A 26814-nucleotide genomic window follows, 5' to 3' on the forward strand; every position below is an offset into this window, starting at 1 on the left:
TGCCACGACACCCCCCGTGAATCCACCATTGTCGATCACCAACCGGAGTGGCCCCGGCACCACCTCCGATCAGGGGCGGAGCGGCACCGACGGCCGGGAACTTCCGGTGGATCTCCCCCGACCCATCACGTGCATGCCCAGGTCGGGCCTGTGCGCGACCGGCACCAGCAGGGAGGATCGTCCTTTGTCGCCGACCGCCCCGCCGTGGCTCTTGCCACCGGTTCGCGCCGACCACCACACTGATGACCTTGACGATCCGGTACCGGAGCCACTCCCCGGGCCACTCGACGAGCGCCGCCCCGTCGACCCCGACCAGCAGGACCCGACTCCCCCATCGACCGCTCCGTCGGCACCTCCACCGGTACGTGGGGACACCGCCGACATCCGGCCGGAACCGCCAGGTCACCGGTCCTGTTCCAGGAGGTACCGCACCGTGTCACCACGTACCCGCCGCCGAGGCACGTCCACCCTGGGGCTCCTCGCGGCGGGAATGCTGCTCGCCGTCGCCGGCTGCTCCGGCGGCGGGGACGAGGCTCCGGCCGTGGACCAGCCCCGGACCGCCCCGGCGGTGACCATCGCCGTCGCCGGTGACGAGGGGACCCTGACCCCGTACACGTACACGACCGGGTATCCCGGCTACAACCTGCTGACCCTGGTCTTCGACACCCTGCTGACGCTGGACACCGGCAACCAGGTCACCCCGCTGCTGGCCACCGGGCTGACGACCAGCCCCGACAGCAGGGTCTTCACCCTGCCGCTGCGCGGCGACGTCACCTGGCACGACGGCAGACCGTTCACGGCCGACGACGTGGTGTTCACCATCGACTACTACCGCCAGCACGACACGGTGCGGTTCGCCGCCCCACTGGCCGGGGTGGACACCGTGCAGGTCCGCGACGGCGCGGTGGTCGTCACGCTCAGCCGTCCGGACCCGGAGTTCCCGGTCCGGCTCCTGGCGGACATGCCGATCCTGCCCCGGCACGTGTGGTCGACGATCACCGACCCGGAGCAGGCGCCGGTCACCGCGGCGGTCGGCACCGGTCCGTACCGGCTGACCAGCTACGAGCCGGACCGCCGGTACGAACTGACCGCCCACACCGGCTACCCGATCGGTACGCCGCGCGTCGGGAAGCTCACCGTGTCGGTCGTTCCGGAGCAGCAGACCGCGCTGGCCGCGCTGCGCACCGGTGAGGTGCAGATGGTCGCCGGCACCGTACCGGCGAACTTGAAGGACCAGCTCGCCGGCCAGCGGGGCGTCACGGTGGCCACCGGATCCCACTTCGGCAGCACCCTGCTGGTCTTCAACGACGGCAGGGCCCCGTTCGACCGGGTCGAGGTGCGCCGCGCCATCGCCACGGCGATCGACACCACCGACCTGGTCGACACCATCCTGCTCGGCCAGGGCACCGTCGGCAGCCCCGGCTTCTGGCACCCGGAGGCCCCGGGCGCGGACACCAGCCTCCGGCACACCCACGATCCCGCCGCGGCCACCGCCGCCCTGGACGCCCTCGGCGCCGTCCCCGGCGCCGACGGGGTCCGCGTCCTCGACGGCCGGCCCCTCGCCTTCGACCTGCTCGTCTACGCCAACAGCCCGGACCGGGTCCGGGCCGCGGAACTCATCAGCGAGATGCTCGGCAGGGTCGGCGTCAAGGCGACCGTCCGGGCCATGGACGCCGACTCGGTCGACGCGAAGGTGTGGCCGGACTTCGACGTCGCCAAGGGACGTGACTTCGACCTCGCCCTGTGGGGCTGGTCCGCCCCGACGATGACCGACTACACCCGGCTCGCCGGGTTGGTCGCCAGCGATCCGAAGGTGGGCCGGCTGAACGTGACCGGCATCGTCGACCCCGAACTCGACGCCGCCGCCGCGGAACTGAACGCCACCACCACCCTGGCCGACCGGCAGGCCGCCGCCGGACGGCTGCAGCAGCTCATCGCGGCGAAGACCCCGTTCGTGACCCTGTACTACCCGGCCGGGGCCTACGCGTACCGCAGCGACGTCTTCGCCGGCTGGACCTACCAGCAGGGGGCGGGGCTGCTGCACCGGCACTCCCTCGTCGCGGGGAACGACTGAGATGACCACGACGTCGCGCCCGGCCCGTACCCGGACCGGGGCCACCCGGGCCGTGCTGGGCCGGGCCGGCGGGTACCTGGCCGTGCTGGCGGCCGCGCTGACCATCACGTTCCTGCTGCCCCGGGCCCTGCCGGGCGGTCCGCTGCGGACCATCGGCGGCGCCGACGTCGGCGACCTGGACCCGGCCGCGCGGGCGCAGGTCGTCGCCGCCTACGGGCTGGACCAGCCGCTGCACGTCCAGTTCGGCCACTACCTGGCAGACCTGGTCCGGCTCGACTTCGGCACGTCGTTCAACGGCGGCCGTCCGGTCGTGCAGGCGATCGCCGACGCGCTGCCCTGGACGCTGCTGCTCGTGGGCACCAGCGTGCTGCTCACCGCCACCATCGGGGTGCTGCTCGGGGTGGTCGCCGGGCTGCGCCGACGCCACGGCCGGGGCAACCTGCTGCTGGCCGGGGTGCTGCTGCTCGACGCCGCGCCCGCGTTCTGGGTCGGCATGCTCTGCATCCTGTTCTTCGGCGTCCACCTCGGGGCGCTACCCACCTTCGGCGCCAGCACGCCGGGCCACACCGGGCTGGCCGCGGTCGGTGACCTCGCCGCCCACCTGGTGCTGCCCGTCGGGGTGCTGGTGGCCACCGGCATCGGGCAGTTCTTCCTGGTGACCCGCTTCTCGGTGGCCTCGGCCCTGCACGCCCCGCACGTCGAGCACGCGCACGCCCGGGGCGTCCCGCACCGGCGGGTGGTCACCCGGCACCTGCTCCGGCCGGCCCTGCTGCCGGTCCACACCCAACTGATGATGGAGCTCGGCTGGCTGGTCGGTGGCGCGCTCGTCGTCGAGACCGTCTTCGCCTATCCCGGCCTGGGCCGGCTCACCTTCGACGCGATCCAGGGGCGTGACTACCCCATGATGCAGGGCACCTTCCTCACCCTCGTCGTCACCGTCCTGGCGATGAACGCCCTCGCCGACCTCACCTACCCGCTGCTCGATCCGCGCGTCCGCGCCCGGAGCCGGTCGTGAGGGCGGGCCGGATGGCCGGCGGGACCGGCATCGTGCTGCTGGGGGCCCTGGCCGTGGTCGCGGCCGTCGGGCCCTGGCTGCTGGGCACCGACGGCCGGGAGCGCGTCACCCGGCCCTACGCGCCACCCTCGGCCGAGCACTGGCTCGGCGCCGACGACCTCGGCCGGGACCTTTTCGCCCAACTCGTGATCGGCGCCCGGGGGTCGCTCGGCATCGCCCTGCTCGTCGCGGTGGCGGCCACCACCGTCGCGGCGCTGGTGGGAGGGCTCGCCGGGCTGGCGCCGCCGTGGGCCTCGGCGCTCGTCATGCGAAGCGTCGACCTGGTCCTGGCACTGCCCTTCCTGCCCCTGCTGATCCTCGCGGCGGCCTTCCTGGGGCCGAGCCTCGGCGTGCGGGCGGTGGTGGTGGCCGCCCTGCTCTGGGCCGGGCCCGCCCGGCTGATCCGGGCCGGGGTCCTCGCCGCGTGGTCACGCGGCCACCTCCAGGCCGCCCGCGCGATGGGCGCGGCCGCCTGGTACCTGCTGTGGCGGCACGCCTCGCCGGTCGTCGCTCCGCTGCTCGTGCCGGTCTTCGTGCGGGCCGCGATGACCGCCATCGTCCTGGACGCCAGCCTCGCCTTCCTCGGGCTGGGCGACCCGACGAGCCCGAGCTGGGGCACCATGATCCACTGGGCGTCGGTGCGGGGCGCGATGCTCACCGACGCCTGGCTGTGGTGGGCGCTGCCCCCCGGCCTGGCGATCGTGGCCACCGTCACCGCCCTCGCCCTGGTCGGGGTGGCCACCGAGGACCGTCTCAACCCGACCCTTCGGCAGGCCCGCTGATGCTGACCGTCACCGACCTCACCGTCGTCTACCCCACCGGCCAGCCGGCCGCCCGCGGCGTCGACCTGGCCGTCGCCGCGGGCGAGATCGTGGCGCTGGCCGGGGAGACCGGCTCCGGCAAGTCCACGGTCGCCAAGGCCCTGCTCGGGCTCCTGCCGGCGGGCTCCACGGTCACCGGCAGCGCCCGCCTCGACGACCAGGAGCTCGTCGACCGCACCGGCCGCGACTGGTACGGCATCCGGGGCAGCCGGATCGGCATCGTGCCCCAGGGGGCGATGACCGGACTCAACCCGGTCCGCCGCGTCGGCGACCAGCTCGTCGAGATCGTCCGGCTGCACACCGGGGCGTCCCGGGCCGCCGCCACCGCCCGGACGGTCGACCTGCTCGGCCGGGTCCGACTCCCGGCCGCCACCGCCCACGCCTACCCCCACCAGCTCTCCGGCGGGCAACGTCAACGGGTGGCCATCGCCCTGGCCCTGGCCGGTGAGCCCCGGCTCGTCGTCGCCGACGAGCCCACCACCGGACTCGACCTGGTCACCCAGAACCACCTGCTGGACCTGCTGGTCGACCTGCGTACCCGCAGCCAGGTCGGCATGCTGATCATCTCCCACGACCTGCCGGCCCTGCGCGGCGTCGCCGACCGGATCGCGGTCATGTACGCCGGCGCGCTCGTCGAGTCCGGGCCGGCCACCGGCGTCGCCCACCACCCGTACACCCGGGGGTTGCTCGCGGCGACGCCGTCGCTGCGCCGGGACGTGGCCTGGACGAGCATCCCGGGCACCGCCCCGGCGCGGGCCGAGCTGACCTCGGGGTGTTCCTTCGCCGCCCGCTGCCCCTGGACGACCGGGACCTGTCACAGCGACCGGCCCTCGCCGGTGGCCCTCGGCCCGGCCGTGGTCACCTGCCACCAGCCGAGCGCCGACCGGCCGCTGCTGTTCCCCACCGTCGCGGTGCCCGCCCCGCGCGCACCGGCCGCCGCCGCGCCGCCCGACCAGGGGCAACAGCCACCGTCCCCGGCGGCCCCGGACCCGGGGACCGGCCACGACGGCACCGGGGCCGGCAGCGGCGGCCCCGGGGCGGGCACCGGCGCGCCCGTGGCGGTGCTGACCGGTGTCGGGCACGTCTACCGCAGCCGCCACCGCCGCACCACGGCGCTGTCCGGCGTGGACCTCCGGTTGTCGCCCGGGACGATCCTCGGCGTCGTCGGCGAGAGCGGCAGCGGCAAGAGCACCCTCGGGCAGATCCTGCTCGGCCTGCTGCGGCCCACCACCGGGCGGGTCGAGGTGGCCGGTACCGACCTGTCCCCGCTGCGCGGTCGGCGGCTGCGTGCCGTCCGGCACCGGCTCGGCTTCGTCGCCCAGGACCCCTACACGGCCCTGCACCCGGCGATGCCGGTGGCGGACCTCGTCGCGGAGCCGCTGCGGATCGCCGGGGTCCCGGCCCGCCTGCACCCCGACCGGGTCCGGCGGGCCCTGCACCTGGCCGGTGCGCCCACCGACCTGCTCGACAGCCGGCCCGACCAGCTCTCCGGCGGTCAGCGCCAGCGCGTCGCCATCGCCCGGGCCCTCGTCGGCGAACCCGTGCTGCTGATCGCCGACGAGGCCACCTCGATGCTCGACGTCTCCACCCGCGCCGGGATCGCCTCGACCCTGCGGCACCTCGCCGACACGATCGGGCTGGCCGTCCTGTTCATCACCCACGACCTCGGCGAGGCCGTCCAGGCCTGCGACCGGATCGTCGTCCTGCACGAGGGCGTACCGGTGCAGCAGGGGCGTCCCCGTGACGTCATCGACCGGCCCCGCCCCGGCTACCCGGCCGACCTGGTGGCCGCCGCCCACCGGCACCTCGGCCCGGACCGGGCGGGCTGACCCTGCGGTCGCGGCCCGCGCGGGCCCGTCGCCGGCCGACCGGGTCCCCGGTGTGCCGTTCCGGCAAAAAAACTTGTCGGTCGGGCCCGGCGGGGGCAGGTTCGGCGGCGACGGAGGTCACCGGTAGCGGGCACCACGGGGGTGCCCCCGGGCCCGTCACCCGCCAGCGAGGAGAGCAGACGATGGACGCCCAGTTCTGGGACGAGCGGTACCGCAGCCGGGACCAGTTGTTCAGCGGCGCACCCAACGGGGTGCTCGTCACCGAGGTCACCGACCTGCCACCCGGGCACGCCCTCGACGTGGGCTGCGGCGAGGGCGGCGACGCACGCTGGCTGGCCCGGCGCGGCTGGCGGGTCACCGGGGTCGACATCTCCCCGGTCGCCCTGCGCCGCGCCGCCGCCGGGGGCACGGACGTCGCGGACCGGGTGACGTGGACACCGCTCGACCTGACCCGCACCGCGCCCCCGGCCGGCGCGTTCGACCTGGTGTCCGCCCAGTACTTCCCGCTCCCCCGGCAGCCGGACCACACCGCGCTGCGCGGCCTGCTGGACGCCGTCGCGCCCGGCGGCACCCTGCTCGTCGCCAGCCACGACCTCGCCGACCTGCCACCGCAGCGGGAGTCCGACCTCGACCCCCACGACTTCTACCAGCCCGACGACATCGCCCGGCTGCTCGACCGGGACTGGACGATCCTGGTCGACGAGACCCGCCCCCGGACCGCGCCGGCCCCCGCCGGGACACCCCACACCCACGACACCGTCCTGCGCGCGCGACGCCTGCGGTGACCCGGCGTCGGCCGGTCAGCCCGGCTCGGCGGACGGGTCGACGGGCCGGGCGAACCCGGCCAGCAGCCGCTCGGCGGCGAGCGCCGGGGTGAGGGTGCCCTCGACGACCTGCCGCTCCACCGTCGGGGCGAGCGCCCGCACCTCGGGGTGGGTACGCAGCCGGTCGAGGACCTCGGCCCGGACCATCGCCCAGACCCAGCCGATCTGCTGACGCCGCCGGCGTTCGGCGAGGTCACCGCTGGCGTCCAGGGTGTCCTGGTGCTGGCGGATCTGCCGCCACACGTCGTCGAGGCCGGTCTCGTCCAGCGCGCTGCAGGTGACCACCGGCGGCTGCCAGCCACCCTCGGGCGGGTGCAGCAGCCGTAACGCCCCGGCGAGTTCCCGGGCGGCGCGGCGGGCGTCGGTCACGTGCGGCCCGTCCGCCTTGTTGACGGCGATGACGTCGGCGAGCTCCAGGACGCCCTTCTTGATGCCCTGGAGCTGGTCGCCGGTGCGGGCGAGGGTGAGCAGCAGGAACGAGTCGACCATCTCCGACACGGCGGTCTCGGACTGGCCGACGCCGACGGTCTCCACCAGCACCACGTCGTACCCGGCGGCCTCGACCACCACGATCGCCTCCCGGGTGGCCGTGGCGACCCCGCCGAGGGTGCCGGCGGTCGGCGAGGGCCGGATGAACGCGGCCGGGTTCGTGGCGAGCCGGGCCATCCGGGTCTTGTCGCCGAGGATGCTGCCGCCGGTACGGGTGGACGACGGGTCGACCGCGAGCACCGCCACCCGGTGCCCGTCGGCGGTCAGCCGGCTGCCGAGGGCGTCGATGAAGGTGGACTTGCCGACCCCGGGCACCCCGGTGATGCCGACCCGGCGGGCGCCCCCGGCGAACGGGGTGAGCGCGACCAGCAGCCGCTGCGCCGCCGCCCGGTGGTCGGGGCGGGTGGACTCGACCAGGGTGATGGCGCGGGCGATCCAGGCCCGCGAGCCGGCGCGCACCCCCTCGACGTACGCCTCGACCGTGGGGGTGCGCCCGCCGCCGCTCACGCGGCCCCGTGGCCGAGCCGTCGGGACAGCTCGGCGAGCAGGTCCAGCGCGGCCTCCGCGACCACGGTGCCCGGCGGGAAGATCGCCGAGGCGCCCGCCGCGCGCAGCGCGTCGAAGTCCTGCGGCGGGATCACCCCACCCACGATGATCATGATGTCGTCGCGGTCCAGGGCGGCCAGTTCGTCGCGCAACGCCGGCACCAGGGTGAGATGCCCGGCGGCCAGGCTGGAGACGCCGACGACGTGCACGTCGGCCTCCACCGCCTGCCGGGCCACCTCGGCCGGCGTCTGGAACAGCGGGCCCACGTCGACGTCGAAGCCGAGGTCGGCGAAGGCGGTGGCGATCACCTTCTGGCCCCGGTCGTGGCCGTCCTGCCCCATCTTGGCGACCAGGATGCGGGGCTGGCGTCCCTCGGCGACGGCGAACGCCCCGGTGACGTCCCGCACCCGCTCGATGGCCGACACCGCTCCCGCCTCGTTCCGGTACACCCCGGAGATGGTACGGATCTGCGCGGCGTGCCGGCCGTACACCTTCTCCAGCGCGTCGGAGATCTCCCCGACGGTGGCCTTGGCGCGCGCCGCGTCGACCGCCAGCGCGAGCAGGTTGCCGTCGAGCCCCGGCCCCCGGGTGCCGTCGAGCGCGGCACCGGCCGCCCAGGTCAGCGCCTCCAGCGCCGCGGTGCACGCCGCCTCGTCCCGGTCCGCGCGCAGCCGGCGCAGCTTCTCCACCTGCTGCGCCCGCACCGCCCGGTTGTCGACCTTCAGGACGTCGATCGGCTCGTCGGCGTCGGGGCGGTACTTGTTGACCCCGATCACCGGCTGCCGGCCGGAGTCGATCCGCGCCTGGGTACGGGCGGCGGCCTCCTCGATCCGCAGCTTCGGGATGCCCTCGTCGATCGCGCGGGCCATCCCCCCGGCCGCCTCCACCTCGGCGATGTGCTGCCAGGCGCGGGCGGCCAGGTCGTGGGTGAGCCGCTCGACGTACGCGCTGCCACCCCACGGGTCGATCGCCCGGGTCGTACCGGACTCCTGTTGCAGCACCAACTGCGTGTTGCGGGCGATGCGGGCGGAGAAGTCGGTCGGCAGCGCCAGCGCCTCGTCGAGGGCGTTGGTGTGCAGCGACTGGGTGTGCCCCTGGGTGGCGGCCATCGCCTCCACACAGGTGCGGATCACGTTGTTGAACACGTCCTGGGCGGTCAGCGACCAGCCGGAGGTCTGGCAGTGGGCGCGCAGGCTCAGCGACTTCGGGTTCGTCGGGCCGAAGTCGCGGACCAGCCGGGCCCAGAGCAGCCGGGCCGCCCGCAGCTTCGCCACCTCCATGAAGAAGTTCATGCCGATCGCCCAGAAGAACGACAACCGGGGCGCGAACGCGTCCACGTCCAGCCCGGCGTCGCGCCCCGCGCGCAGGTACTCGACCCCGTCGGCGAGGGTGTACGCCAACTCCAGGTCGGCGGTCGCCCCGGCCTCCTGGATGTGGTAGCCGGAGATGGAGATGGAGTTGAACCGGGGCATCCGCGCCGAGGTGTAGGCGAAGATGTCGGAGATGATCCGCATCGACGGCTGCGGCGGGTAGATGTACGTGTTGCGGACCATGAACTCCTTGAGGATGTCGTTCTGGATGGTGCCGGAGAGCTGCTCCGGCGCCACCCCCTGCTCCTCGGCGGCGAGAATGTAGAGCGCCAGCACCGGCAGCACCGCGCCGTTCATCGTCATCGACACGCTCATCCGGTCCAGCGGGATGCCGTCGAAGAGCTGCCGCATGTCGTAGATCGAGTCGATGGCCACCCCGGCCATGCCCACGTCACCGGCGACCCGGGGATGGTCGGAGTCGTACCCCCGGTGGGTGGGCAGGTCGAAGGCGACCGAGAGGCCCTTCTGGCCGGCGGCCAGGTTGCGCCGGTAGAAGGCGTTCGACTCCTCGGCGGTGGAGAAGCCCGCGTACTGGCGGATCGTCCACGGCTGGGTGGTGTACATCGTCGGGTACGGGCCGCGCAGGTACGGGGCGACGCCCGGGTACGTGCCGAGGAAGTCCAGCCCGGCCCGGTCGGCGGCGGTGTACAGCGGCGCGACGGCGATGCCCTCCGGCGTCTGCCAGGTGAGCGCCTCGGGGTCACCGCCGGTCTCGGCGCGCACCGCGTCGCGCCACCGGCCGAGGTCGGCGGCGGCGGGCGGGTCGCCGAGCGGCAGGTCGGAGAAGTCGGGAATCCGAGCGCCCATCACGCCACCCCCAGGTCACGTAGCGTCGTCTCCAGCGCCGCGACGGCGTCGCAGCCCGTGTAGAGGTAGTCGTCCACACCGGAGTGCCCGGCGGGCCGACCGGCCAGCCAGACCCGAGTCGCGCCCGCGTCCGCCAGCGCCCGCGCCAACTCCTCGGCGGACGCGGCGTAGCCCCGGTCCGAGGAGCAGAGGCAGGCCACCCGGGCGCCGCTGGCGGTGAACTCGGCGGCCAGCCGGGCCGGGTCGTCGGGTCCGACCGGCGGGCGGACGGTGGCGATCCCGCCGGCCGCGAAGAGGTTCGCGGCGAAGCCGGCGCGCGCGTTGTGCGCCGCCGGCGGGCCGAGGGTGGCGAGGAAGACGGTGGGCCGCTCGCCGGTCGCCGTCGCGTGCGCGTCGGCGCGGTCCCGCAGCGCCTCGTAGGCCTGCGCGTACCGGTGCCGGGGCAGCCCGCCGCCCGGCGCGGCGGGCGCGGGCGGGCGCTGCGGCAGCCGCTCGTCGAGGTGGGGGAACTCGCTCACCCCGGTCAGCGGGTCCCGGCGGTGCGCCAGGTTCTCGGCCCGCCGCTGCCAGGTCGCGGCGAGCCGGTCGGCGACCAGGCCGCTGTCCAGCGCGGCGGCCATCCCCCCGGCCCGCTCGATCTCGGTGAACCACCGCCAGGCCGCCTGGGCCAGTTCCTCGGTGTACCGCTCGACGTACCACGAGCCGCCGGCCGGGTCGACGACCCGGCCGACGTGGGCCTCCTCCAGCAGCAGCGCCTGGGTGTTGCGGGCGATCCGCCGCGCGAAGCCGTCCGGCAGGCCGAGGCAGTGGTCGAACGGCTGCACGGTCACCGCGTCCGCGCCACCGACCCCGGCGGCGAAACAGGCCAGGGTGGTCCGCAGCATGTTCACCCAGGGGTCACGGGCGGTCATCATCGCGGTGGAGGTCACCGCGTGCTGGCGCTGCGCGCCCGCCTCGGGGGCCCCGCACGCCTGCGCGACCCGGGACCAGAGCCGGCGGCCGGCGCGCAGCTTCGCGATGGTGGCGAACTGGTCGGCGGTGGCCGCGTAGCGGAACTCCACCTGCCCGAGCGCGGCCGGCACGGTCAGCCCGGCGTCGGTCAACTCCCGCAGGTACGCCACCCCGGTGGCCAGCGCGCAGCCGAGTTCCTGCGCGTCGGAGCCGCCCGCGTCGTGGTACCCGGTCGCGTCGACGGTCATGGCCCGCAGGCCGGGGAAGCCGGTCGCGCAGCGCTGCGCCCACTCGCCGGCCGGGCCGTCCCAGCGCTGTCCGGTCCGCGCCCGCCAGCCGAGCGGGTCCACGCCCAGGTTGCCCCGGGCCTCGGCGGCCGGCACGGCCCGCTCCCCGAGCAGCGCGAACCAGGCCGGCACCGCCTCGACCGCGGCGGCCCCGGCGTCCAGCACCACCCCGGCCAGGTCCAGGTAGACCCCGTCCAGGGCGGCCGGCAGCGCGGCGACCGGCAGGCCGCCCTCGCCGAGCGCCAGCCACAGCGAGGTGGCGCCGTTGTCCAGGTCGGCGCGGATCGCCGGGCCGGTGACCGCCGGGTCCGGGTCGGCGTGACGCTGCCGCACGTCCCAGCCGGCCACCGCCGCGCCGGTCGCCCGCCCACCCCGGGTGTACGGGAACGCCCCCGGCGGCCCCGGCACCGGGGTCGGGTCGTCGGCGGTGGACAGCGGGGCCAGCGTCACGTCGTCGTACCCGCGCGGGGCCAGCAGGTCCTCGACCGCCTCGACGGGTGTGTCGTCGCTGGCGACGCCGGCCTTGCGCAGCACGCCGAGGGCGAGTCGCCGCCACTGGTCGTACGTGGCGACGGGGAAGTCACTGGCGAGGCGAAGCTCGTCCGGCGGCACCGTCATTCCGGGATGGTACGGGCCGACCGGCGCGGCGTGGTGCGGATGTGACGACATCAACTCGGCGGACCGTCGCCCGGCGGTGGCGGGCGACGGTCCGGCCGGTGGGGTCGCCCGGGGCGTATCCCGGGTGACCCGCCGCGGCGACACGCCCGACACAGCATCTGGTGTTGTCTTTTCGCCCGCGCACCCAGATATGGTGTCTCCCGCAGCTGGTTCGACCGCTCCCCCGAGGACCGGTCGAGGCAAGAGGGAACCCGGTGGGAATCCGGGACTGCCCCGCAGCGGTGAGTGGGAACGACCGCCGTCACCACGCACTGGGCCTGAACGGGCCTGGGAAGCGACGGCCAGTAGGCGACCGGCGACCCCGGTCCCGCCCACGAGTCCGAAGACCTGCCAGCGCGCCGTCCGCGTGCGCGGACGGCGGTCGAAGGTCGCGCGGGACGACCGACGCCAGCAGCCGGGCACCGCACCCCGTCGGGCCCGTTGGCGTTCTCCCGCGCGTCCGAAGGCCATCGGAGACAGGCGAGGAGAGGTCATGACGGTCGTGCAGGACAGGCCCACGTCCGGTCCGGACGGACCGGGGCAGCGCCGGCAGGCGATGCGGGTCCGCAAGCGCAACGGTGACGTCGAGCCGGTGGACGTCGGCAAGCTCGTCCGAGCGGTCGAGCGGTGGGTGGCCGACCTGGACGAGGTGGACCCGCTGCGGGTCGCCACCAGGACGGTCAGCGGCCTCTACGACGGCACGACCACCGCCGAGTTGGCCAAGCTGTCGATCCAGACCGCGGCGGAGCTGATCGGCGAGGAGCCGCAGTACTCGAAGCTGGCGGCCCGGCTGCTGGCCGCCTCCGTGGACCGGGAGGTGCGCGGGCAGGGCGTGGCCAGCTTCAGCCAGGCCATCCGGTACGGCCACGGCCTGGGGCTGGTCGGCGACGACACCGCCGCGTTCGTGGCCCGGCACGCCCGCAGGCTCGACGACGCCGTGGACCCCGCCGGTGACCTGCGGTTCGAGTACTTCGGGCTGCGGACGGTCGCCGACCGGTACCTGCTGCGGCACCCCGACTCGCGGCTGGTGTTGGAGACTCCGCAGTACTGGCTGCTGCGGGTGGCCTGCGGGCTGTCCGAGACGCCGGACGAGGCGGTCGACCTGTACCGGCTGATGTCGTCGCTGGCGTACCTGCCGAGTTCGCCGACGCTGTTCAACTCCGGCACCCGGCACACGCAGATGTCGTCGTGTTTCCTGGTCGACTCGCCCCGCGACGAACTGGACTCCATCTACGAGCGCTACCACCAGGTGGCCCGGCTGTCGAAGTTCTCCGGCGGCATCGGCATCTCCTGGTCCCGGGTCCGGGGGCGGGGCGCGTTGATCCGGGGCACGAACGGCCGGTCCAACGGCATCGTGCCGTTCCTGAAGACGCTCGACGCCGGGGTGGCGGCGGTGAACCAGGGTGGCCGCCGCAAGGGCGCGGCCTGCGTCTACCTGGAGCCGTGGCACCCGGACGTCGAGGAGTTCCTGGAGTTGCGGGACAACACCGGCGAGGAGTCCCGGCGCACGCACAACCTCAACCTGGCCAACTGGCTGCCGGACGAGTTCATGCGCCGGGTCGAGGCCGACGGCGACTGGTCGCTGGTCGACCCGTCCGACGCCCCGGAGCTGCCCGACCTGTACGGGGAGGAGTTCGACGCCGCGTACCGGGTCGCCGAGAAGAAGGCGGTCCGCACGGTCCGGGCCCGCGACCTGTACGGGCGGATGATGCGCACCCTGGCGCAGACCGGCAACGGGTGGATGACCTTCAAGGACGCCGCGAACCGGCTGTCCAACCAGACCGGGGCCCCGGGCAACACGGTCCACCTGTCGAACCTGTGCACCGAGATCCTGGAGGTCAACTCCGACACCGAGACCGCGGTGTGCAACCTGGGCTCGATCAATCTCGGCGCGCACGTCACCACCGACGGTGTCGACTGGGAGAAGCTGCGGGCGACCGTCCGCACCGCCGTGGTCTTCCTCGACCGGGTGATCGACATCAACTACTACCCGGCCGCGCAGGCGGCGGCGTCGAACCCGCGCTGGCGGCCGGTCGGGCTCGGGCTGATGGGCCTGCAGGACGCCTTCTTCACGCTGCGGCTGCCGTTCGACTCGGCCCGCGCCAGGGAACTGTCCACCCGGGTCCAGGAGGAGATCCTGCTGACCGCGCTGGAGACCTCGGCCGGGCTGGCCGAACGGTTCGGGCCGCACCCGGCGTACGCCGAGACCCGCGCCGCCGCGGGCCACCTGCACCCCGACCTGTGGGGCGCCGAACCCACCCAGCGGGAGCGGTGGACGGCGCTGCGCGCCACGATCGCCGCGCACGGCCTGCGCAACTCGCTGCTGGTCGCGATCGCCCCGACCGCGACGATCGCCTCGATCGCCGGCTGCTACGAGTGCATCGAGCCGCAGGTGTCCAACCTGTTCAAGCGCGAGACCATGTCCGGCGAGTTCCTCCAGGTCAACACGTACCTGGTCCGGGAGTTGCGGGCGCGCGGGCTGTGGACGCCGGAGATCCGGGACCGGATCAAGCGCGCCGAGGGCTCGGTGCAGGGCATCACGGAGCTTCCCGACGACGTGCGGGACCTGTTCCGCACCGCGTGGGAACTGCCGCAGCGGGCGCTGATCGACCTCGCCGCCGCCCGCGCCCCCTACGTCGACCAGTCGCAGTCGTTGAACCTGTTCATGAGCGCGCCGACCATCGGCAAGCTCTCCTCGATGTACCTGTACGCCTGGAAGTCCGGGCTGAAGACCACCTACTACCTGCGCTCGCGTCCCGCGACGCGGATCCAGCAGGCCACCGTCGCCGTCGCGCCCGCGACCGTGGCGTCCCCGGTCGACGCCGAGGCGCTGGCCTGCTCCCTGGAGAACCCCGAGAGCTGCGAGGCCTGCCAGTGACCACGACCCCGACGACCCCCACCACCGACGCCCGGCACCTGCTGCTCGACCCGGGCATGGACCTGACCCTGCGGCCGATGCGCTACCCGCACTTCTTCGACCGGTTCAAGGACGCCATCAAGAACACCTGGACCGTCGAGGAGGTCGACCTGCACTCCGACCTCGCCGACCTGGCCCGGCTCTCGCCCGCCGAACGGCACCTGGTGTCCCGGCTGGTCGCGTTCTTCGCCACCGGGGACACCATCGTCGCCAACAACCTGGTGCTGAACCTGTACCAGCACGTCAACTCCCCGGAGGGCCGGCTCTACCTGTCCCGGCAGCTTTTCGAGGAAGCCGTGCACGTGCAGTTCTACCTGAACCTGCTCGACACGTACGTGCCCGACGAGAAGGAGCGGTTCGAGGCGTTCGCCGCCATCGAGAACATCCCGTCGATCCGGCGCAAGGCCGAGTTCTGTTTCCGCTGGATCGACTCCGTCTTCGAGCTGCGGGAGCTGCAGACCCGGCAGGACCGGCGGGCGTTCCTGCTCAACCTGATCTGCTTCGCCGCGTGCATCGAGGGCCTGTTCTTCTACGGCGCGTTCGCCTACGTCTACTTCCTGCGGTCCCGGGGCCTGCTCAACGGGCTCGCCTCCGGCACCAACTGGGTGTTCCGCGACGAGTCGATGCACATGGCCTTCGCCTTCGACGTGGTCGACACCGTCCGCGCCGAGGAGCCGGACCTCTTCGACGCCGAGTTGCAGCAGCAGGTCCGGGACATGCTCGCCGAGGCGGTGGAGTGCGAGGTCCAGTTCGCCGCCGACCTGCTGGAGCAGGGCGTCTCCGGGATGTCGCTGGCCGACATGCGCGAGTACCTGCAACACGTCGCCGACCGGCGGCTGGTCACCCTCGGCATCGCCCCGCTCTACGGCAGCCGCAACCCGTTCGGGTTCATGGAGCTTCAGGACGTCCAGGAGTTGTCGAACTTCTTCGAGCGGCGGGTCTCGGCGTACCAGGTGGGGGTGACCGGCTCGGTCAGCTTCGACGACGACTTCTGACCGGTTCGCGGTGACCGTCCCGGACGTCGTCGGTGCCCGGGACGGTCACCGCCGGCCACGCCGTACGCCGTGGTCGGGCGGACGCCACGCGCCCTCCGCCCGACCACGGGTCACACCCCCCTGAGTGTCCTAGGAGGATAGGTTCATCGGGTGCCGACCGTGGTCGGTCAACCCATCGGTTCCCACAGGGCCGGTGTCTGGGGCGGCTCCCAGCCGGCCAGGGCGACGTGCCCCTGCCGGCACATGTAGACGACCCCCTGGTACGTCACGTGCGCGCCGGTCGCGTAGGGGGTCTGCGGACGCCAGTCCGGCACGCCGTCGGCGCCCGCCTCGGGGACGGCGTGCCAGAGGGCGGGTACGGCCGGCGGCTCCCAGCCGGGCTGCGCGGTGTGCCCCTGCACCGCCACGTACGCCCCGCCCTGGTACGTCACCTGCGCCCCGGCCGGGTACGCGACACCGGCCGCCCAGTCGGCGGCTGCGCCGGGGGCGGGCCGGCGCGGGTGCGGGGCCGGGTGGTGCTCGTGCGGGTGCGGGGCGGGGTGGTGGTGCTCCGGCACGAGGGGCGGCCCCGGGTCGGGTGAGCCGGTCTCCTCGGGGTGCTCCCGGGGCGCGGGCGCCCCGGCGCCGCCGAAGTCCACGTCGGAGCAGGCGTAGAACGCCTCCGGGCTGTCCGACCGCTGGTAGATCGTGTAGATCAGGTGCCGGCCCTGCTTGGCCGGCAGGTGTCCGTCGATCCGGAAGGACCCACCCTCCAACGGGGGCCGGTCGGCCCGCAGGAACGGCTCGGGCTCCAGGTCGGCCCAGGTCAACGGGCGGGTGGGCTGGTAACCGTCGCGCGTCACGTAGAACTCGAAGGCGCCCACGTGCGGGGCGGTCCCCCGCCAGCGGAACTGGTAGCCGCCGCCGGAGGGCAGACTGGTCGTCGGCCAGTCGTCGCGGGCCAGGTCGAGGCCCCGGAACGCGTCGTTACCCGCGCTGCACAGCTTGCCGTCCGGGATGACCTCGCGGTGCCGGCCGGCCACGTCGGGCACCAGGACGCCGTTCCAGTCGTAGAGGGCCTGACTGCCGCCGGCGTCCCGCAGCGCCCGGCACGCCGCCGAGCGGGGCGCCTCCGGCCCCTCCTGCCAGCAGAGGTAGATCCGGCTCGGCGGGTTCTGCATCGAGCCGTGCGCCGCGGCCCGCCCGTCGCCCATGGCGACGACCCAGGCCAGCACGGAGCCGCCGACCAGCAGCACCGAGGCGGCGACCGCGACGGCCCGCCGGGCCACCGGCCGGGCCGGCTCGGGCGGGACGCCCCCGTCCGGTTGGGTGTCGCCCCACCGCAGCGGCCCGCCGGGTACCCCCGGGGGCCCCGTCCGGGACGGCCGGCGACCGTACCTCAGTCTCATCACACGCTCCTCGTCGCTGGGCGGACGACGGCGGTTGCCGCCACCCGCACGACGGGCCGGGGCGGTGTCCGGTTCACCACGACCGGGTGGGTCTTCCCCGGATCACCCGCCGGACGGGGCGGCTGAGAGGCTGCACCCATGCGACCGATGCGGCTGATCGAACCGTCCCCCGGGGCGTACTCCCTGTTGCTGGACGCCGGGACCACCGACGTGGACGGCGTCGTCGAGGAGCTCGGACACGAGCCCAACGGGTACTTCTGGGAGGGCGTCGCCCGGGTGCTCGTCGGCACCGAGGCCCCGGCGCTCGACGGAAGGTTCGCCTACGACCCCGAGGGCAGCATGTTCTGCGCCTACGGGACGGACCGGGACGCGCTGGCGGAGCTGGCCGGCCGGATGAGCGCGGTGGCCACCGACCCCGAGCGGATCCGGCAGGTGATCGCCCTGGCGCACGCGACCGGCGTCGAGTTCGACGACTGACGGCGTCGCGCGGCACCGGCGGGTCGGCCCGACGACTGGGCGATATGTCGGGTACCGGAGGATTCCGGGGCCGCCGTCCTGGCTAGGAGGGGCGCGGGAACGGCCGAGGGAGGTCGGGATGCGTCGGACCATCGTGGTGGCGGCGGTCGTGCTGGTGCTGGTCACCGGCTGCCGGTGGCCGCAGGACGTCGGCACGACCCTGGAGGACGTGCGTGGCGGGGTGTTGCGGGTCGGGGTGACCGAGTCACCACCGTGGACCCGGGTCGGCGACGACGGGTCGGTGACCGGCGCCGAGGCGGAGCTGGTGCAGCGGCTGGCGCAGCGGCTCGACGCGCGGGTGGAGTGGTATCCCGGCTCGGAGTCGACGCTGATGGCCGCGCTGAAGGACCGCGTCCTCGACCTGGTCGTCGGTGGTCTCGACGCGAAGGCGCCGTGGACGGAGGAAGCCGCGCTGACCCGCCCGTACGTCACCGTCCGCACGGTGGTGGCGGTGCCGCCGGGGGTGGCGACGCCGACCGACCTGGCCGGGACCCGGGTGGCGGTACCGGCCGGCACGGCCGAGGTCGCGGCGCTGCGGGCCGCCGAGGCCGACCCGGTGCCGGTGGCGGAGGTGACCGGTAAGGAGGACCTACCGGTGGTGGTCGGTCAGTGGCGCCTGGCCGACCTGGGACTGCGGGAGACGGCGCACGACCTGGCCGTGCACGACCACGTCTGGGCGGTGCCGCCGGGGGAGAACGGCTGGCAGGTCGAGGTGGAACGGTTCCTGCTGGCGCTGTCGCACGGCGAGGTCGAACGGCTGCTGGCCACCGCCGAGCGGGAGGAGGTGGCACGGTGAGGGTGTACGACCGCTTCGAGCTGCCCCCGGACAAGGCCGAGCTGCACCGACGGGCGGTCCGGCTCCAGTGGTGGACGATCGGCTTCTTCGTCCTGGCGATCGCCCTGCTGGCGCTCACGCTCGGCCAGTCGCAGGCGATGAAGGCGGCCTGGATCGAGGACATGCTCGCCCTGGTGCCCCCGGCGGCCTTCCTGATCGCCGCGCGGTTTCGCAACCGTCGGCCCGACGACCGGTTCCCCTACGGGTACCACCGGTCGGTCAGCATCGCCTTCCTGGCCGGGTCGGTCGCCCTGCTCGGCCTCGGTGGGTACGTCGTCTACGACTCCCTGACCCGGTTGGTCGCGCGGGAGCGCCCGCCGATCGGGCTGATCGAGGTGTTCGGCCACCGGGTGTGGCTGGGCTGGCTGATGATCGCGGCGCTGGTCGTCACCATGGTGCCGGCGATCCTGCTCGGCCGGGCCAAGAAACGCATCGCCCACCAACTCCACGACAAGGTCCTCTACGCCGACGCGGAGATGAACCGCGCCGACTGGCTCACCGCGGGCGCGGCGATCCTCGGCGTGCTCGGCATCGGCGCCGGGCTGTGGTGGGCCGACGCGGTGGCGGCGCTGGTCATCGGGGGTGACATCGTGCGCGACGGCACCCGGACCTCACGCAGCGCCGTGGCCAACCTGATGGACAACCGGCCCCGGGTCGTCGACGGCAGCCGCCCCCACCCGTTGCACGACCGGCTGCTCGCCGCCGTACGGGACCACGACTGGGTCGCCGACGCCTGGCTGCGCCTGCGCGAGGAGGGCCACGTCTTCGTCGGTGAGCTGCTCGTCGTGCCGGTGCCCGGCACGGACCGCCTCGTCGAACGACTGGAGGGCCTGGGCGCGTTCGCCCGGGACTTCGACTGGCGCATGCACGACCTGGTCGTGGCGCCGGTGAGCCGCATCGACAGCGCCGTCGACGGGCACGGGCCCCCGGGTGTCGCCGACGGGCTGCCGTACCCGCAGGCCGGCGCGTCGGCCGTCCCGCACGTCACCGCCTGACCGACGCCGTCCGCCGCTGAGCCGGCGGCACCGCCGCACGGGCGGTGCCGGGCCGGTACGGCGTCGGCACCGCCCGGACGCGTCACCGCCGGGCGTTCTGCTTGGCCATCTGGGGCTGCTCTCCCTTGCCGACCCGCCGCAACGCCTCGCGCAGTTGATCCTCGGTCATCTTGGAGTTGCCCTCGATGCCCGCGTCGTGGGCCTGCTGACGCAGGTCGTGCAGGCTGTCCCGATTACCCATGTCGACCTCCCCCGGCGACGGTGGCGCGGGCGGCCCCCACACCAGTCGGAGCACGCGTTCCCGGCTCCACCGGCGGCAAACACGTCCGGTCGCCGGGCCGACGCCCGACCAGGCGGTCCGGCCCCGCCGCTGGGTCTCAGGCGGGACTGGGCCAGCGGGTGTGGTTGGCGTCGATGACGACGCGGTGGCTGTGCACCCAGGTCGCGCCGTCCCACTCGGCCTGGGTGAGATGCCCCGGGTCGGCGCCGACGCCGTGCCGGTGCCGGACGACCTCGCTGAGCCCGGCCGGCCAGAGGCGGAGGGCGGTGAGCCCGGCCGCGAGCGCCAGCGCCCCGAGGACCGCCCACGCCGTGGTGAAGCCGGCCGCCGCCCCCACCCAGCCGGCCAGCGGATAGGTGGCCAGCCAGCAGAGGTGGGACAACGAGAACTGTGCCGCGAAGACGGCCGGCCGGTCGGCGGCGGTGGACGACGAGCGGACCACCCGCCCGATCGGCACCATGATCAGGCCGGTGCCGAGACCGATGAGCAGCCACACACCGACCGCCAGCGGCCACGACGGGACCGCCGCGAGGACCAGCGCCCCCGACACCGCGGCCACGGCCACGGCGACCCCGGTCAGCATCGAGACCCGTTCCCCGACCCGACGGACCAGCGGTGGCGTGGCGAGCGCCGCCGTGGCCGCCCCGACGCCGGAGACGGCGAGCAGGAGGGGTACCTGCGCCGCCGTGGCGCCGAGCAGGTCCCGTACCACGTTGACCGTGTTGACCAGGGTGATCGCGCCCGCGCCGGCGACCACCATGTTCAGCGCCAGCACCGCCCGGAGCCGGGGCGTGGCCACGAAAACCCGCAGCCCGGCGAACACCCGGTCGGTGAATCGGTCGGAACCGCCGCCACGCACGCCCGGAATGACGACGCCGAGCACGAGAACCGCCGACACCAGGAATCCGGCCGCGGTTCCCACGAAGAGGAGGTGGAAATCCACGAACAGCAGCAGGAATGCGGCGACAACCGGGCTGGCGACATTTTCCAGGGACACGGCGAACTGGGACGCGGACAGCGCCTTCGTGTAATCCTCCTCGTTCGGCAGGACATCCGGGAGGACGGACTGGAAGGTGGGCGTGAAGGTGGCCGACGCGGCCTGGAGGACGGCGATCAGCAGGTACACCTGCCAGACCTCGCCGACCCAGGGCAGCAGGAGGACGACCCCGAACCGGACCACGTCCGCGCCGACCAGCAGCAGGCGGCGGGGCACCCGGCCGGCCCACGCCCCGGCCAGCGGGGAGACGCACACGTACGCGACCATCTTGATCGCGAGCACCGTACCGAGGATCTCCCCGGCCCGGACGTCGGCGAGGTCGTAGGCGAGCAGCCCGAGCGCCACCGTCGCCAGGCCGGTGCCGACCAGCGCGATCACCTGAGCGGCGAACAGCCACCGGTAGGACGGGTTACGCAGCAGTTCACGCACGGGATCAGCGGCCTTCCGCACACGATCGAGGAACCCGACCATATCCGCGTGACCCGATTGCGACAACGCTGCTATTGCACCGGCTGGGCAAAAGAACAACCGCCGCATGTGAACAATGGCCGCACGTGAACAATGGCCGCACGTACCCGGGAACGGCCGTCGCAGAAGTGTCGCAGGCGCGATTCCTGCGGATTCCCGGGCCGGGGCGTCAGCGCGGCCGGCGCCGGGCGACCGCCTGGATCTCGATGAGCAGGTGCGGGTGCGGCAGTTGGTGGACCGCGACGGTGGTGCGGGTGGGGCCGGTCTCGTCGAAGAACTCGGCGTAGACCTCGTTGTAGCCGCCGAAGTCGTTCATGCTCACCAGGTAGGTGGTGACCTGGACGAGGTCGGTCAGGTCGGCGCCGACGGCGTGCAGGATGTCGCGGATGTTCTCGATCACGGTCCGGGTCTGGACCCGGATGTCGAGGTCGGTGGTGCCCATCGGGTCGACGGAGGCGCCGGCGATGCTGTTGTCGGGCCGGCGGCTGGACGTGCCGGAGACGAAGACCAGGTCCCCGGCGACCCTGACGTGCGGGAACCGGCCGCGCGGGGTGGCCTTGCCGGCCACCACCCCGCCACCCGCCGCCGCGCCACCGGCCGCCGCGCCGCCCGCGCTACCACCGGCCGCCGCGCCGCCCGCGCTACCACCGGCCGCCGTGCCGCCCGCGTCGCCACCGGTCACGGCGTCGCCCGCCGTGCTGCTGCCGGTCACGGCGCGACCCGCAGGGAGACGGTGCCGAGCTTCTCGACGGTCGCCCGCACGTGGGCGCCGGCCCGCAGCGGTACGGCGGCCGTCGCCGCGCCGGCGAGCAGGACCGCGCCGTCGGTCAGGTCGACGCCGCTGGCGCCGGCCAGCCGGACCGCCTCGGGCAGGGCCCGGCGCGGGTCACCGAGGATGGCGGCGGTCGAGCCGACCTGGACGGTGCGCCCGTCGACCTCCAGCAGCACCCCGAGGTTGTCGATCCCGTCCGGCACCGGCTGCCAGGCGCCGACGACGTAACCGCTCGCCGAGGTGTTGTCGGCGATCACCTCGGGCAGGGTGAAGCGGAAGTCGACGTAGCGGGAGTCGATGACCTCCAGCGCCGGGGCGACCGCCGCGATGGCACCCCCCTCGACGAGGAAGGCGACCTCCGGTTCGGCCTTCGGGTGGATGTGGTCGGCGAGGCTGAGGGTGCCGCCGTCGGGCAGGCGCATGGCGTCGGTGAGCCGGCCCCAGATGACCTCGTCGACGCCCATCTGCGCCATCTTGGCCCGGCTGGTCAGCCCCAGCTTCACCCCGACGAGACGTTCGCCGCGTCCCGTGCGGTGGGCGACCACGGCCTCCTGCACGCGGTACGCGGTGGGCACGTCCAGCCCGGTCTCGGCGGCGAACTGCGGGACCGCGGTACGGCTGGTCGCCGCCGCGTCGAGGCGTACGGCGATCTGGTCGGTGCTGTTCATCGGGCCTCTCCGGTCGTGGTGCGCTGGTCCTGTCCGCCGGTGGTGGCGGCCAGGTCGAGGGCGACGTCGACGATCATGTCCTCCTGCCCGCCGACCATCCGGCGGCGGCCCAGCTCGACCAGGATCGAGCGGACGTCGACCCCGTACCGCTCCGAGGCCCGTTCGGCGTGCCGCAGGAAACTCGAGTACACCCCGGCGTAGCCGAGGGTCAGGGTCTCCCGGTCGACGCGGACCGGCCGGTCCTGCACCGGCCGGACCAGTTCCTCGGCGGCGTCCATCAGCGCGAACACGTCGCAGCCGTGCTCCCAGCCGTGGAGTTCGGCGACGGCGACGAAGACCTCCAGGGGCGCGTTGCCGGCGCCGGCGCCGTGCCCGGCCAGGGACGCGTCGACCCGGGTGGTGCCGTGTTCGACGGCGACGACGCTGTTCGCCACGCCGAGGGACAGGTTGTGGTGGGCGTGGATGCCGATCTGGGTGTCGGCGTCGAGGACCTGCCGGTACGCGTCGACCCGGTCGGCGACGTCGCGCATCAGCAGCCGGCCGCCGGAGTCGGTGACGTACACGCAGTGGGCGCCGTAGGACTCCATCAGCTTCGCCTGCGCGGCCAGGCTCGCGGGATCGCTCATGTGCGACATCATCAGGAACCCGGCGACGTCCATACCGTTCTCCCGGGCCCAGCCGATGTGCTGCGCCGAGATGTCCGCCTCCGTGCAGTGCGTGGCGACGCGGACGCTGGTCACCCCGAGGTCGCGGGCGGCCTTCAGGTCCGCGATCGTGCCGATGCCGGGCAGCAGCAGCGTGGTCAGCCGGGCGTCGGTGACCGCCTCGGCGGCGGCGGCGATCCAGTCCGCGTCGGACGCGGCGCCGTGGCCGTAGGTGACGCTGGAGCCGGCCAGGCCGTCGCCGTGCGCGACCTCGATCGCGGCGACCCCCGCCGCGTCCAGCGCGGCGGCGATGGACCGGACCTGCTCGACGGTGAACTGGTGCCGGACGGCGTGCATCCCGTCCCGCAACGTCACGTCCTGGATGTACAGGGTCATGCCAGCGCCTCCCGCTCCGCCCGCGACGCCACCATCCGCTCCGCGGTCCGCAGCGCGGCCGACGTCATGATGTCCAGGTTCCCGGCGTACGCCGGCAGGTAGTGCCCGGCCCCGGAGACCTCCAGGAAGACCGACACCTGCACCCCGGTGAACTCCCCACCGAGGGCCGGTACGTGCCCGGACACGTCGTCGAACTGCACCCGCTGCTTGAGCCGGTAGCCGGGGACGTACTCGGCGACGGTGGCGACCATCGCCTCGACCGAGGCGGCGACGGCGGCGCGGTCGAGGTCCCGGTCGGGGCAGAGGCAGTACACGGTGTCGCGCATCAGCAGCGGCGGCTCGGCCGGGTTGAGCACGATGATCGCCTTGCCCCGACCGGCGCCACCGACCACCTCGATCGCCCGCGCCGTCGTCTCGGTGAACTCGTCGATGTTCGCCCGGGTCCCCGGCCCCGCCGACCGCGACGCGATCGAGGCCACGATCTCCCCGTACGCCACCGGGGTCACCCGCCCGACCGCGGCGACGACGGGCACGGTGGCCTGACCGCCGCAGGTCACCATGTTCACGTTCGGCTCGCCGAGGTGCTCGTCGAGGTTGACCGGCGGCACCACGTACGGCCCGACGGCGGCCGGGGTCAGGTCCACCACCAGCCGGCCGTGCCCGCGCAGCAGGTCCGCGTGCCGGCGGTGCGCGCCCGCCGAGGTCGCGTCGAAGACCACCCGCACGTCGGCGAACTCCGGCATCGCCAGCAGCCCGTCGATGCCCTCGGCGGTGGTGGCCACGCCGAGCCGGCGGGCCCGCGCGAGTCCGTCGGAGGCCGGGTCGACACCGACCATCGCCACCATCCGCAACGACTCCGACAGCCGCAACACCTTGATCATCAGGTCGGTGCCGATGTTGCCCGATCCGATCACCGCCACACCCGTGCTCACGCCTCCTCCTTCGCGCCGAAGCAGACCCGGACCGACCCCAGGCCGGAGATCCGCGCCTCGTATCCCGCCCCGGCGGTGACCGGCACCATCGGGCCGAGCGCCCCCGACAGCACCACGTCGCCGGCGGTCAGCGGGGTGCCGGCGGCGGCGAGGGTGCCGGCGAGCCACGCGACGGCGTGCACGGGGTTGCCCAGGCACGCCGCGCCGGCACCGACCGACACCGGCTCACCGGCGTGTTCCAGCACCATGCCGGCCAGCCGCAGGTCCACGTCCGCCAGCCGGCGCGGCTGGTTACCGAGCACGAACAGGCCGGACGAGGCGTTGTCCGCGACCGTGTCCACGATCGAGATGTCCCAGCCGGCGATGCGCGAGTCCACCACCTCGATGGCGGGCAGCAGGTGGTCGGTGGCCCGGACCACGTCGGCCACCGTCACCCGCTCGTGCGGCAGGTCGGCGCCGAGCACGAACGCGACCTCGGCCTCCACCCTCGGTTGCAGCAGCCGGCCCGGGTCGACCTCGGCGCCGTCGGGGACCGCCATGTCGGCGAAGAGCACCCCGAAGTCCGGCTGGTAGACCCCGAACGTCTGCTGCACCGCGGCCGACGTCAACCCGATCTTCGCACCGACCCGACGCCGGCCGGCCGCCACCCAGTCGGCGACCTGCGCCTGCTGCACCGCGTACGCGGTGTCGACGTCCCCGACCGGGACCAGGTCACCCCGTACCGGCGGGACCGGCGTCCGGGTCTCGTACGCCGCGCGCAGCAGGTCCGCCGCCCGAGCCACATCAGTCATGAGAGATCCACACAGACGTTGGTGAGTTCCGAATAGAAGTCCAGTGAGTGGGTGCCGCCCTCCCGGCCGACCCCGGACGCCTTCACGCCGCCGAACGGGGTGCGCAGGTCCCGCAGGAACCAGGTGTTCACCCACACGATCCCGGCGTCGAGCCGCTGCCCGGCCCGGTGCGCCCGGCCGACGTCCCGGGTCCACACCGTGGCGGCCAGGCCGTACTCACTGTCGTTGGCGAGGGCGAACGCCTCGTCCTCGTCGTCGAACGGCGCCACGTGGCAGACCGGCCCGAAGACCTCCTCCCGGTTGACCCGGGCGTCCGGCCCCAGCCCGGTCCAGACCGTGGGCCGCACGTACGCGCCACCGTCGCGGCCGTCCCCGAACTCCGGCACTCCCCCGCCGGCCAGCACGGTCGCGCCCTCGGCGCGGGCCAGGTCGTGGTAGCCCAGCACCTTCTCCCGGTGCTGGTGCGAGATCAGCGGCATGGTGCCGATGGTCTCGTCGGCGGGCCACCCGTACGCCATCTCGTCCGCGCGGGCCGCCAGCCGGGCCACGAACTCGTCGAAGACCGGCCGCTGCACGTACAGCCGTTCCGTGCACAGGCACACCTGGCCGCCGTTGGTGAAGCTGGATCGCACCGAGCCCGCGACGGCGGCGTCCAGGTCGGCGTCGGCGAAGACCAGGCCGGCGTTCTTGCCGCCCAGCTCGAACGAGACCGCCTTCACCCCGTCGGCGGCCGCCCGCATGATCGCCCCGCCGGTCGCCGACTCCCCGGTGAACGTGATCGCGTCCACCCCCGGGTGCCGGGTGAGGAACTCCCCCGCCGACCCCGGCCCGAACCCGTGCACGACGTTGAAGACCCCGTCGGGCACCCCGGCGGCCGCCATCACCTCCGCCAGCAGCGTCGCCGACGACGGGGTCTCCTCCGACGGCTTCACCACCACCGCGTTGCCGCAGGCCAGTGCCGGTGCCACCTTCCAGGTCAGCAGCAGCAGCGGAAGGTTCCACGGCACGATCACCGCCACCACCCCCACCGGCTTGCGCACCGCGTAGTTCAGCGCCCGGCCGCCGGTTGGGGTGACGGTCGTGAACGACTCCGTCGGCGTCGTCGACACGATCTCCGCGAACGCCCGGAAGTTGGCCGCGCCCCGGGGGATGTCCAGCGTCCGGGCCTGCGAGATCGACTTGCCGGTGTCGCCGACCTCGGCCGCCACCAGGTCGTCGAAGCGGCGCTCCAGTTCGTCGGCCACCCGGTACAGCACCGCGGCCCGTTCCCGCTCCCCCATCCGGCCCCACGGCCCCCGCACCGCGGCCCGCGCCGCGCCGACGGCGGCGTCGACGGTGGACTCGTCGGCCTCGGCCACGTACCGGATGGTCTCCCCGGTGACCGGGGAGCGTTTGGCGAACCGGTGGCCGGAGGTGTCGAACCGGCCGCCGACGTAGTTCGGCAGCACGGTCGGCTCGCCGGCCGGCCGGCCGGCGAGCAGGGTCGGGGACCAGAGCCCGGTCATGATGGG

General features: G+C 74.2%; 22 protein-coding genes and 1 riboswitch. Of the genes, 10 read left to right on the forward strand and 12 right to left on the reverse strand.

Annotation, left to right across the window (positions count from 1 at the left end; translation table 11 throughout):
• Positions 1-433 precede the first annotated feature (433 nt).
• The 5 genes from ACQUFX_RS10565 (at position 434) to ACQUFX_RS10585 (ending at position 6563) form a co-directional block, all read left to right on the forward strand.
• Positions 434-2074, forward strand: coding sequence for an ABC transporter substrate-binding protein (locus ACQUFX_RS10565; RefSeq protein ID WP_428965824.1), 1641 nt, complete (start codon positions 434-436; stop codon positions 2072-2074).
• Position 2075: 1 nt separating this feature from the next.
• On the forward strand, positions 2076-3089 hold the full coding sequence (locus ACQUFX_RS10570) for an ABC transporter permease (protein WP_428965825.1): 1014 nt from the start codon (positions 2076-2078) through the stop codon (positions 3087-3089).
• 11 nt (positions 3090-3100) lie between these two features.
• The gene (locus tag ACQUFX_RS10575) at positions 3101-3910 is read left to right on the forward strand and encodes an ABC transporter permease (protein ID WP_428965826.1); all 810 of its coding nucleotides are present in this window, start codon (positions 3101-3103) and stop codon (positions 3908-3910) included.
• Positions 3910-5778, forward strand: coding sequence for an oligopeptide/dipeptide ABC transporter ATP-binding protein (locus tag ACQUFX_RS10580; RefSeq protein WP_428965827.1), 1869 nt, complete (start codon positions 3910-3912; stop codon positions 5776-5778). Before ACQUFX_RS10575 ends, ACQUFX_RS10580 begins: the two co-directional genes overlap by 1 nt.
• 182 nt (positions 5779-5960) lie before the next feature.
• Entirely contained in the window at positions 5961-6563 is a 603-nt protein-coding gene (locus tag ACQUFX_RS10585) for a class I SAM-dependent methyltransferase (RefSeq protein WP_428965828.1), read from the forward strand.
• A 15-nt stretch (positions 6564-6578) separates the two neighbouring features.
• Here ACQUFX_RS10585 and meaB read toward each other — a convergent pair whose 3' ends face one another.
• From meaB to ACQUFX_RS10600, 3 genes are read right to left on the reverse strand one after another with little or no spacing between them, the layout of a single operon-like run.
• Positions 6579-7598, reverse strand: coding sequence for a methylmalonyl Co-A mutase-associated GTPase MeaB (gene meaB / locus ACQUFX_RS10590; RefSeq protein WP_428965829.1), 1020 nt, complete (start codon positions 7596-7598; stop codon positions 6579-6581).
• Complete coding sequence (gene scpA / locus ACQUFX_RS10595; RefSeq protein ID WP_428965830.1) at positions 7595-9814, reverse strand: methylmalonyl-CoA mutase; 2220 nt, start codon at positions 9812-9814, stop codon at positions 7595-7597. Before scpA ends, meaB begins: the two co-directional genes overlap by 4 nt.
• Positions 9814-11670: a methylmalonyl-CoA mutase family protein gene (locus tag ACQUFX_RS10600; RefSeq protein ID WP_428965831.1), complete on the reverse strand. Its 1857-nt coding sequence runs from the start codon at positions 11668-11670 to the stop codon at positions 9814-9816. Before ACQUFX_RS10600 ends, scpA begins: the two co-directional genes overlap by 1 nt.
• A 190-nt stretch (positions 11671-11860) precedes the next feature.
• Positions 11861-12079, forward strand: a riboswitch (cobalamin riboswitch).
• A gap of 123 nt (positions 12080-12202) precedes the next feature.
• Between ACQUFX_RS10600 and ACQUFX_RS10605 the strand changes: the two genes are divergently transcribed.
• Entirely contained in the window at positions 12203-14587 is a 2385-nt protein-coding gene (locus tag ACQUFX_RS10605; RefSeq protein WP_428965833.1) for a ribonucleoside-diphosphate reductase subunit alpha, read from the forward strand.
• 56 nt (positions 14588-14643) lie between these two features.
• On the forward strand, positions 14644-15621 hold the full coding sequence (locus ACQUFX_RS10610) for a ribonucleotide-diphosphate reductase subunit beta (protein ID WP_428966927.1): 978 nt from the start codon (positions 14644-14646) through the stop codon (positions 15619-15621).
• A 167-nt stretch (positions 15622-15788) separates the two neighbouring features.
• Here ACQUFX_RS10610 and ACQUFX_RS10615 read toward each other — a convergent pair whose 3' ends face one another.
• On the reverse strand, positions 15789-17009 hold the full coding sequence (locus ACQUFX_RS10615; RefSeq protein ID WP_428965834.1) for a lytic polysaccharide monooxygenase: 1221 nt from the start codon (positions 17007-17009) through the stop codon (positions 15789-15791).
• A gap of 138 nt (positions 17010-17147) precedes the next feature.
• Between ACQUFX_RS10615 and ACQUFX_RS10620 the strand changes: the two genes are divergently transcribed.
• The 3 genes from ACQUFX_RS10620 to ACQUFX_RS10630 all read left to right on the forward strand — a co-directional run bounded on the left by ACQUFX_RS10620 (position 17148) and on the right by ACQUFX_RS10630 (position 19355).
• On the forward strand, positions 17148-17486 hold the full coding sequence (locus ACQUFX_RS10620; protein ID WP_428965835.1) for an Imm51 family immunity protein: 339 nt from the start codon (positions 17148-17150) through the stop codon (positions 17484-17486).
• Positions 17487-17604: 118 nt separating this feature from the next.
• Positions 17605-18321, forward strand: coding sequence for a substrate-binding periplasmic protein (locus ACQUFX_RS10625; RefSeq protein WP_428965836.1), 717 nt, complete (start codon positions 17605-17607; stop codon positions 18319-18321).
• Positions 18318-19355, forward strand: coding sequence for a cation diffusion facilitator family transporter (locus ACQUFX_RS10630; protein WP_428965837.1), 1038 nt, complete (start codon positions 18318-18320; stop codon positions 19353-19355). The genes ACQUFX_RS10625 and ACQUFX_RS10630 overlap by 4 nt, the downstream gene beginning before the upstream one ends.
• An 82-nt stretch (positions 19356-19437) precedes the next feature.
• Here the strand turns inward: ACQUFX_RS10630 and ACQUFX_RS10635 are convergent, their stop codons facing one another.
• From ACQUFX_RS10635 to ACQUFX_RS10670, 8 genes are all read right to left on the reverse strand, one after another.
• Complete coding sequence (locus tag ACQUFX_RS10635; RefSeq protein WP_428965838.1) at positions 19438-19596, reverse strand: hypothetical protein; 159 nt, start codon at positions 19594-19596, stop codon at positions 19438-19440.
• A 136-nt stretch (positions 19597-19732) separates the two neighbouring features.
• Positions 19733-21061 (reverse strand): MFS transporter, encoded by a 1329-nt coding sequence (locus tag ACQUFX_RS10640; RefSeq protein ID WP_428965839.1) that lies wholly within the window; start codon positions 21059-21061, stop codon positions 19733-19735.
• Between the two features lie 208 nt (positions 21062-21269).
• A complete protein-coding gene (locus ACQUFX_RS10645) occupies positions 21270-21671 on the reverse strand; it encodes a RidA family protein (protein WP_428966928.1) in 402 nt (133 codons plus the stop codon).
• A gap of 137 nt (positions 21672-21808) precedes the next feature.
• Positions 21809-22540 carry a 2-keto-4-pentenoate hydratase gene (locus ACQUFX_RS10650; RefSeq protein WP_428965840.1) on the reverse strand — a complete coding sequence of 244 codons (732 nt, stop codon included), beginning with the start codon at positions 22538-22540 and terminating at the stop codon, positions 21809-21811.
• Complete coding sequence (gene dmpG / locus ACQUFX_RS10655; RefSeq protein ID WP_428965841.1) at positions 22537-23580, reverse strand: 4-hydroxy-2-oxovalerate aldolase; 1044 nt, start codon at positions 23578-23580, stop codon at positions 22537-22539. Before dmpG ends, ACQUFX_RS10650 begins: the two co-directional genes overlap by 4 nt.
• Positions 23577-24512 carry an acetaldehyde dehydrogenase (acetylating) gene (locus tag ACQUFX_RS10660; RefSeq protein WP_428965842.1) on the reverse strand — a complete coding sequence of 312 codons (936 nt, stop codon included), beginning with the start codon at positions 24510-24512 and terminating at the stop codon, positions 23577-23579. Before ACQUFX_RS10660 ends, dmpG begins: the two co-directional genes overlap by 4 nt.
• Entirely contained in the window at positions 24509-25303 is a 795-nt protein-coding gene (locus ACQUFX_RS10665; protein ID WP_428965843.1) for a 2-keto-4-pentenoate hydratase, read from the reverse strand. Before ACQUFX_RS10665 ends, ACQUFX_RS10660 begins: the two co-directional genes overlap by 4 nt.
• A complete protein-coding gene (locus ACQUFX_RS10670; protein WP_428965844.1) occupies positions 25300-26808 on the reverse strand; it encodes a 2-hydroxymuconic semialdehyde dehydrogenase in 1509 nt (502 codons plus the stop codon). The genes ACQUFX_RS10665 and ACQUFX_RS10670 overlap by 4 nt, the downstream gene beginning before the upstream one ends.
• Positions 26809-26814 lie beyond the last annotated feature (6 nt).

Source organism: Micromonospora fluostatini (assembly GCF_050410825.1).
GTDB lineage: Bacteria > Actinomycetota > Actinomycetes > Mycobacteriales > Micromonosporaceae > Micromonospora > Micromonospora rosaria.

Coding starts and splice junctions, on each gene's coding strand:
- ACQUFX_RS10580 (WP_428965827.1), top strand. CDS start 3,910: ATGCTGACCGTCACCGACCTCACCGTCGTCTACCCCACCGGCCAGCCG.
- scpA (WP_428965830.1), bottom strand. CDS start 9,814: ATGGGCGCTCGGATTCCCGACTTCTCCGACCTGCCGCTCGGCGACCCG.
- ACQUFX_RS10605 (WP_428965833.1), top strand. CDS start 12,203: ATGACGGTCGTGCAGGACAGGCCCACGTCCGGTCCGGACGGACCGGGG.
- ACQUFX_RS10615 (WP_428965834.1), bottom strand. CDS start 17,009: ATGAGACTGAGGTACGGTCGCCGGCCGTCCCGGACGGGGCCCCCGGGG.
- ACQUFX_RS10610 (WP_428966927.1), top strand. CDS start 14,644: ATGGACCTGACCCTGCGGCCGATGCGCTACCCGCACTTCTTCGACCGG.
- ACQUFX_RS10650 (WP_428965840.1), bottom strand. CDS start 22,540: ATGAACAGCACCGACCAGATCGCCGTACGCCTCGACGCGGCGGCGACC.
- ACQUFX_RS10665 (WP_428965843.1), bottom strand. CDS start 25,303: ATGACTGATGTGGCTCGGGCGGCGGACCTGCTGCGCGCGGCGTACGAG.
- ACQUFX_RS10570 (WP_428965825.1), top strand. CDS start 2,076: ATGACCACGACGTCGCGCCCGGCCCGTACCCGGACCGGGGCCACCCGG.
- ACQUFX_RS10575 (WP_428965826.1), top strand. CDS start 3,101: ATGGCCGGCGGGACCGGCATCGTGCTGCTGGGGGCCCTGGCCGTGGTC.
- dmpG (WP_428965841.1), bottom strand. CDS start 23,580: ATGACCCTGTACATCCAGGACGTGACGTTGCGGGACGGGATGCACGCC.
- ACQUFX_RS10670 (WP_428965844.1), bottom strand. CDS start 26,808: ATGACCGGGCTCTGGTCCCCGACCCTGCTCGCCGGCCGGCCGGCCGGC.
- ACQUFX_RS10620 (WP_428965835.1), top strand. CDS start 17,148: ATGCGACCGATGCGGCTGATCGAACCGTCCCCCGGGGCGTACTCCCTG.
- ACQUFX_RS10625 (WP_428965836.1), top strand. CDS start 17,605: ATGCGTCGGACCATCGTGGTGGCGGCGGTCGTGCTGGTGCTGGTCACC.
- ACQUFX_RS10585 (WP_428965828.1), top strand. CDS start 5,961: ATGGACGCCCAGTTCTGGGACGAGCGGTACCGCAGCCGGGACCAGTTG.
- ACQUFX_RS10600 (WP_428965831.1), bottom strand. CDS start 11,670: ATGACGGTGCCGCCGGACGAGCTTCGCCTCGCCAGTGACTTCCCCGTC.
- ACQUFX_RS10635 (WP_428965838.1), bottom strand. CDS start 19,596: ATGGGTAATCGGGACAGCCTGCACGACCTGCGTCAGCAGGCCCACGAC.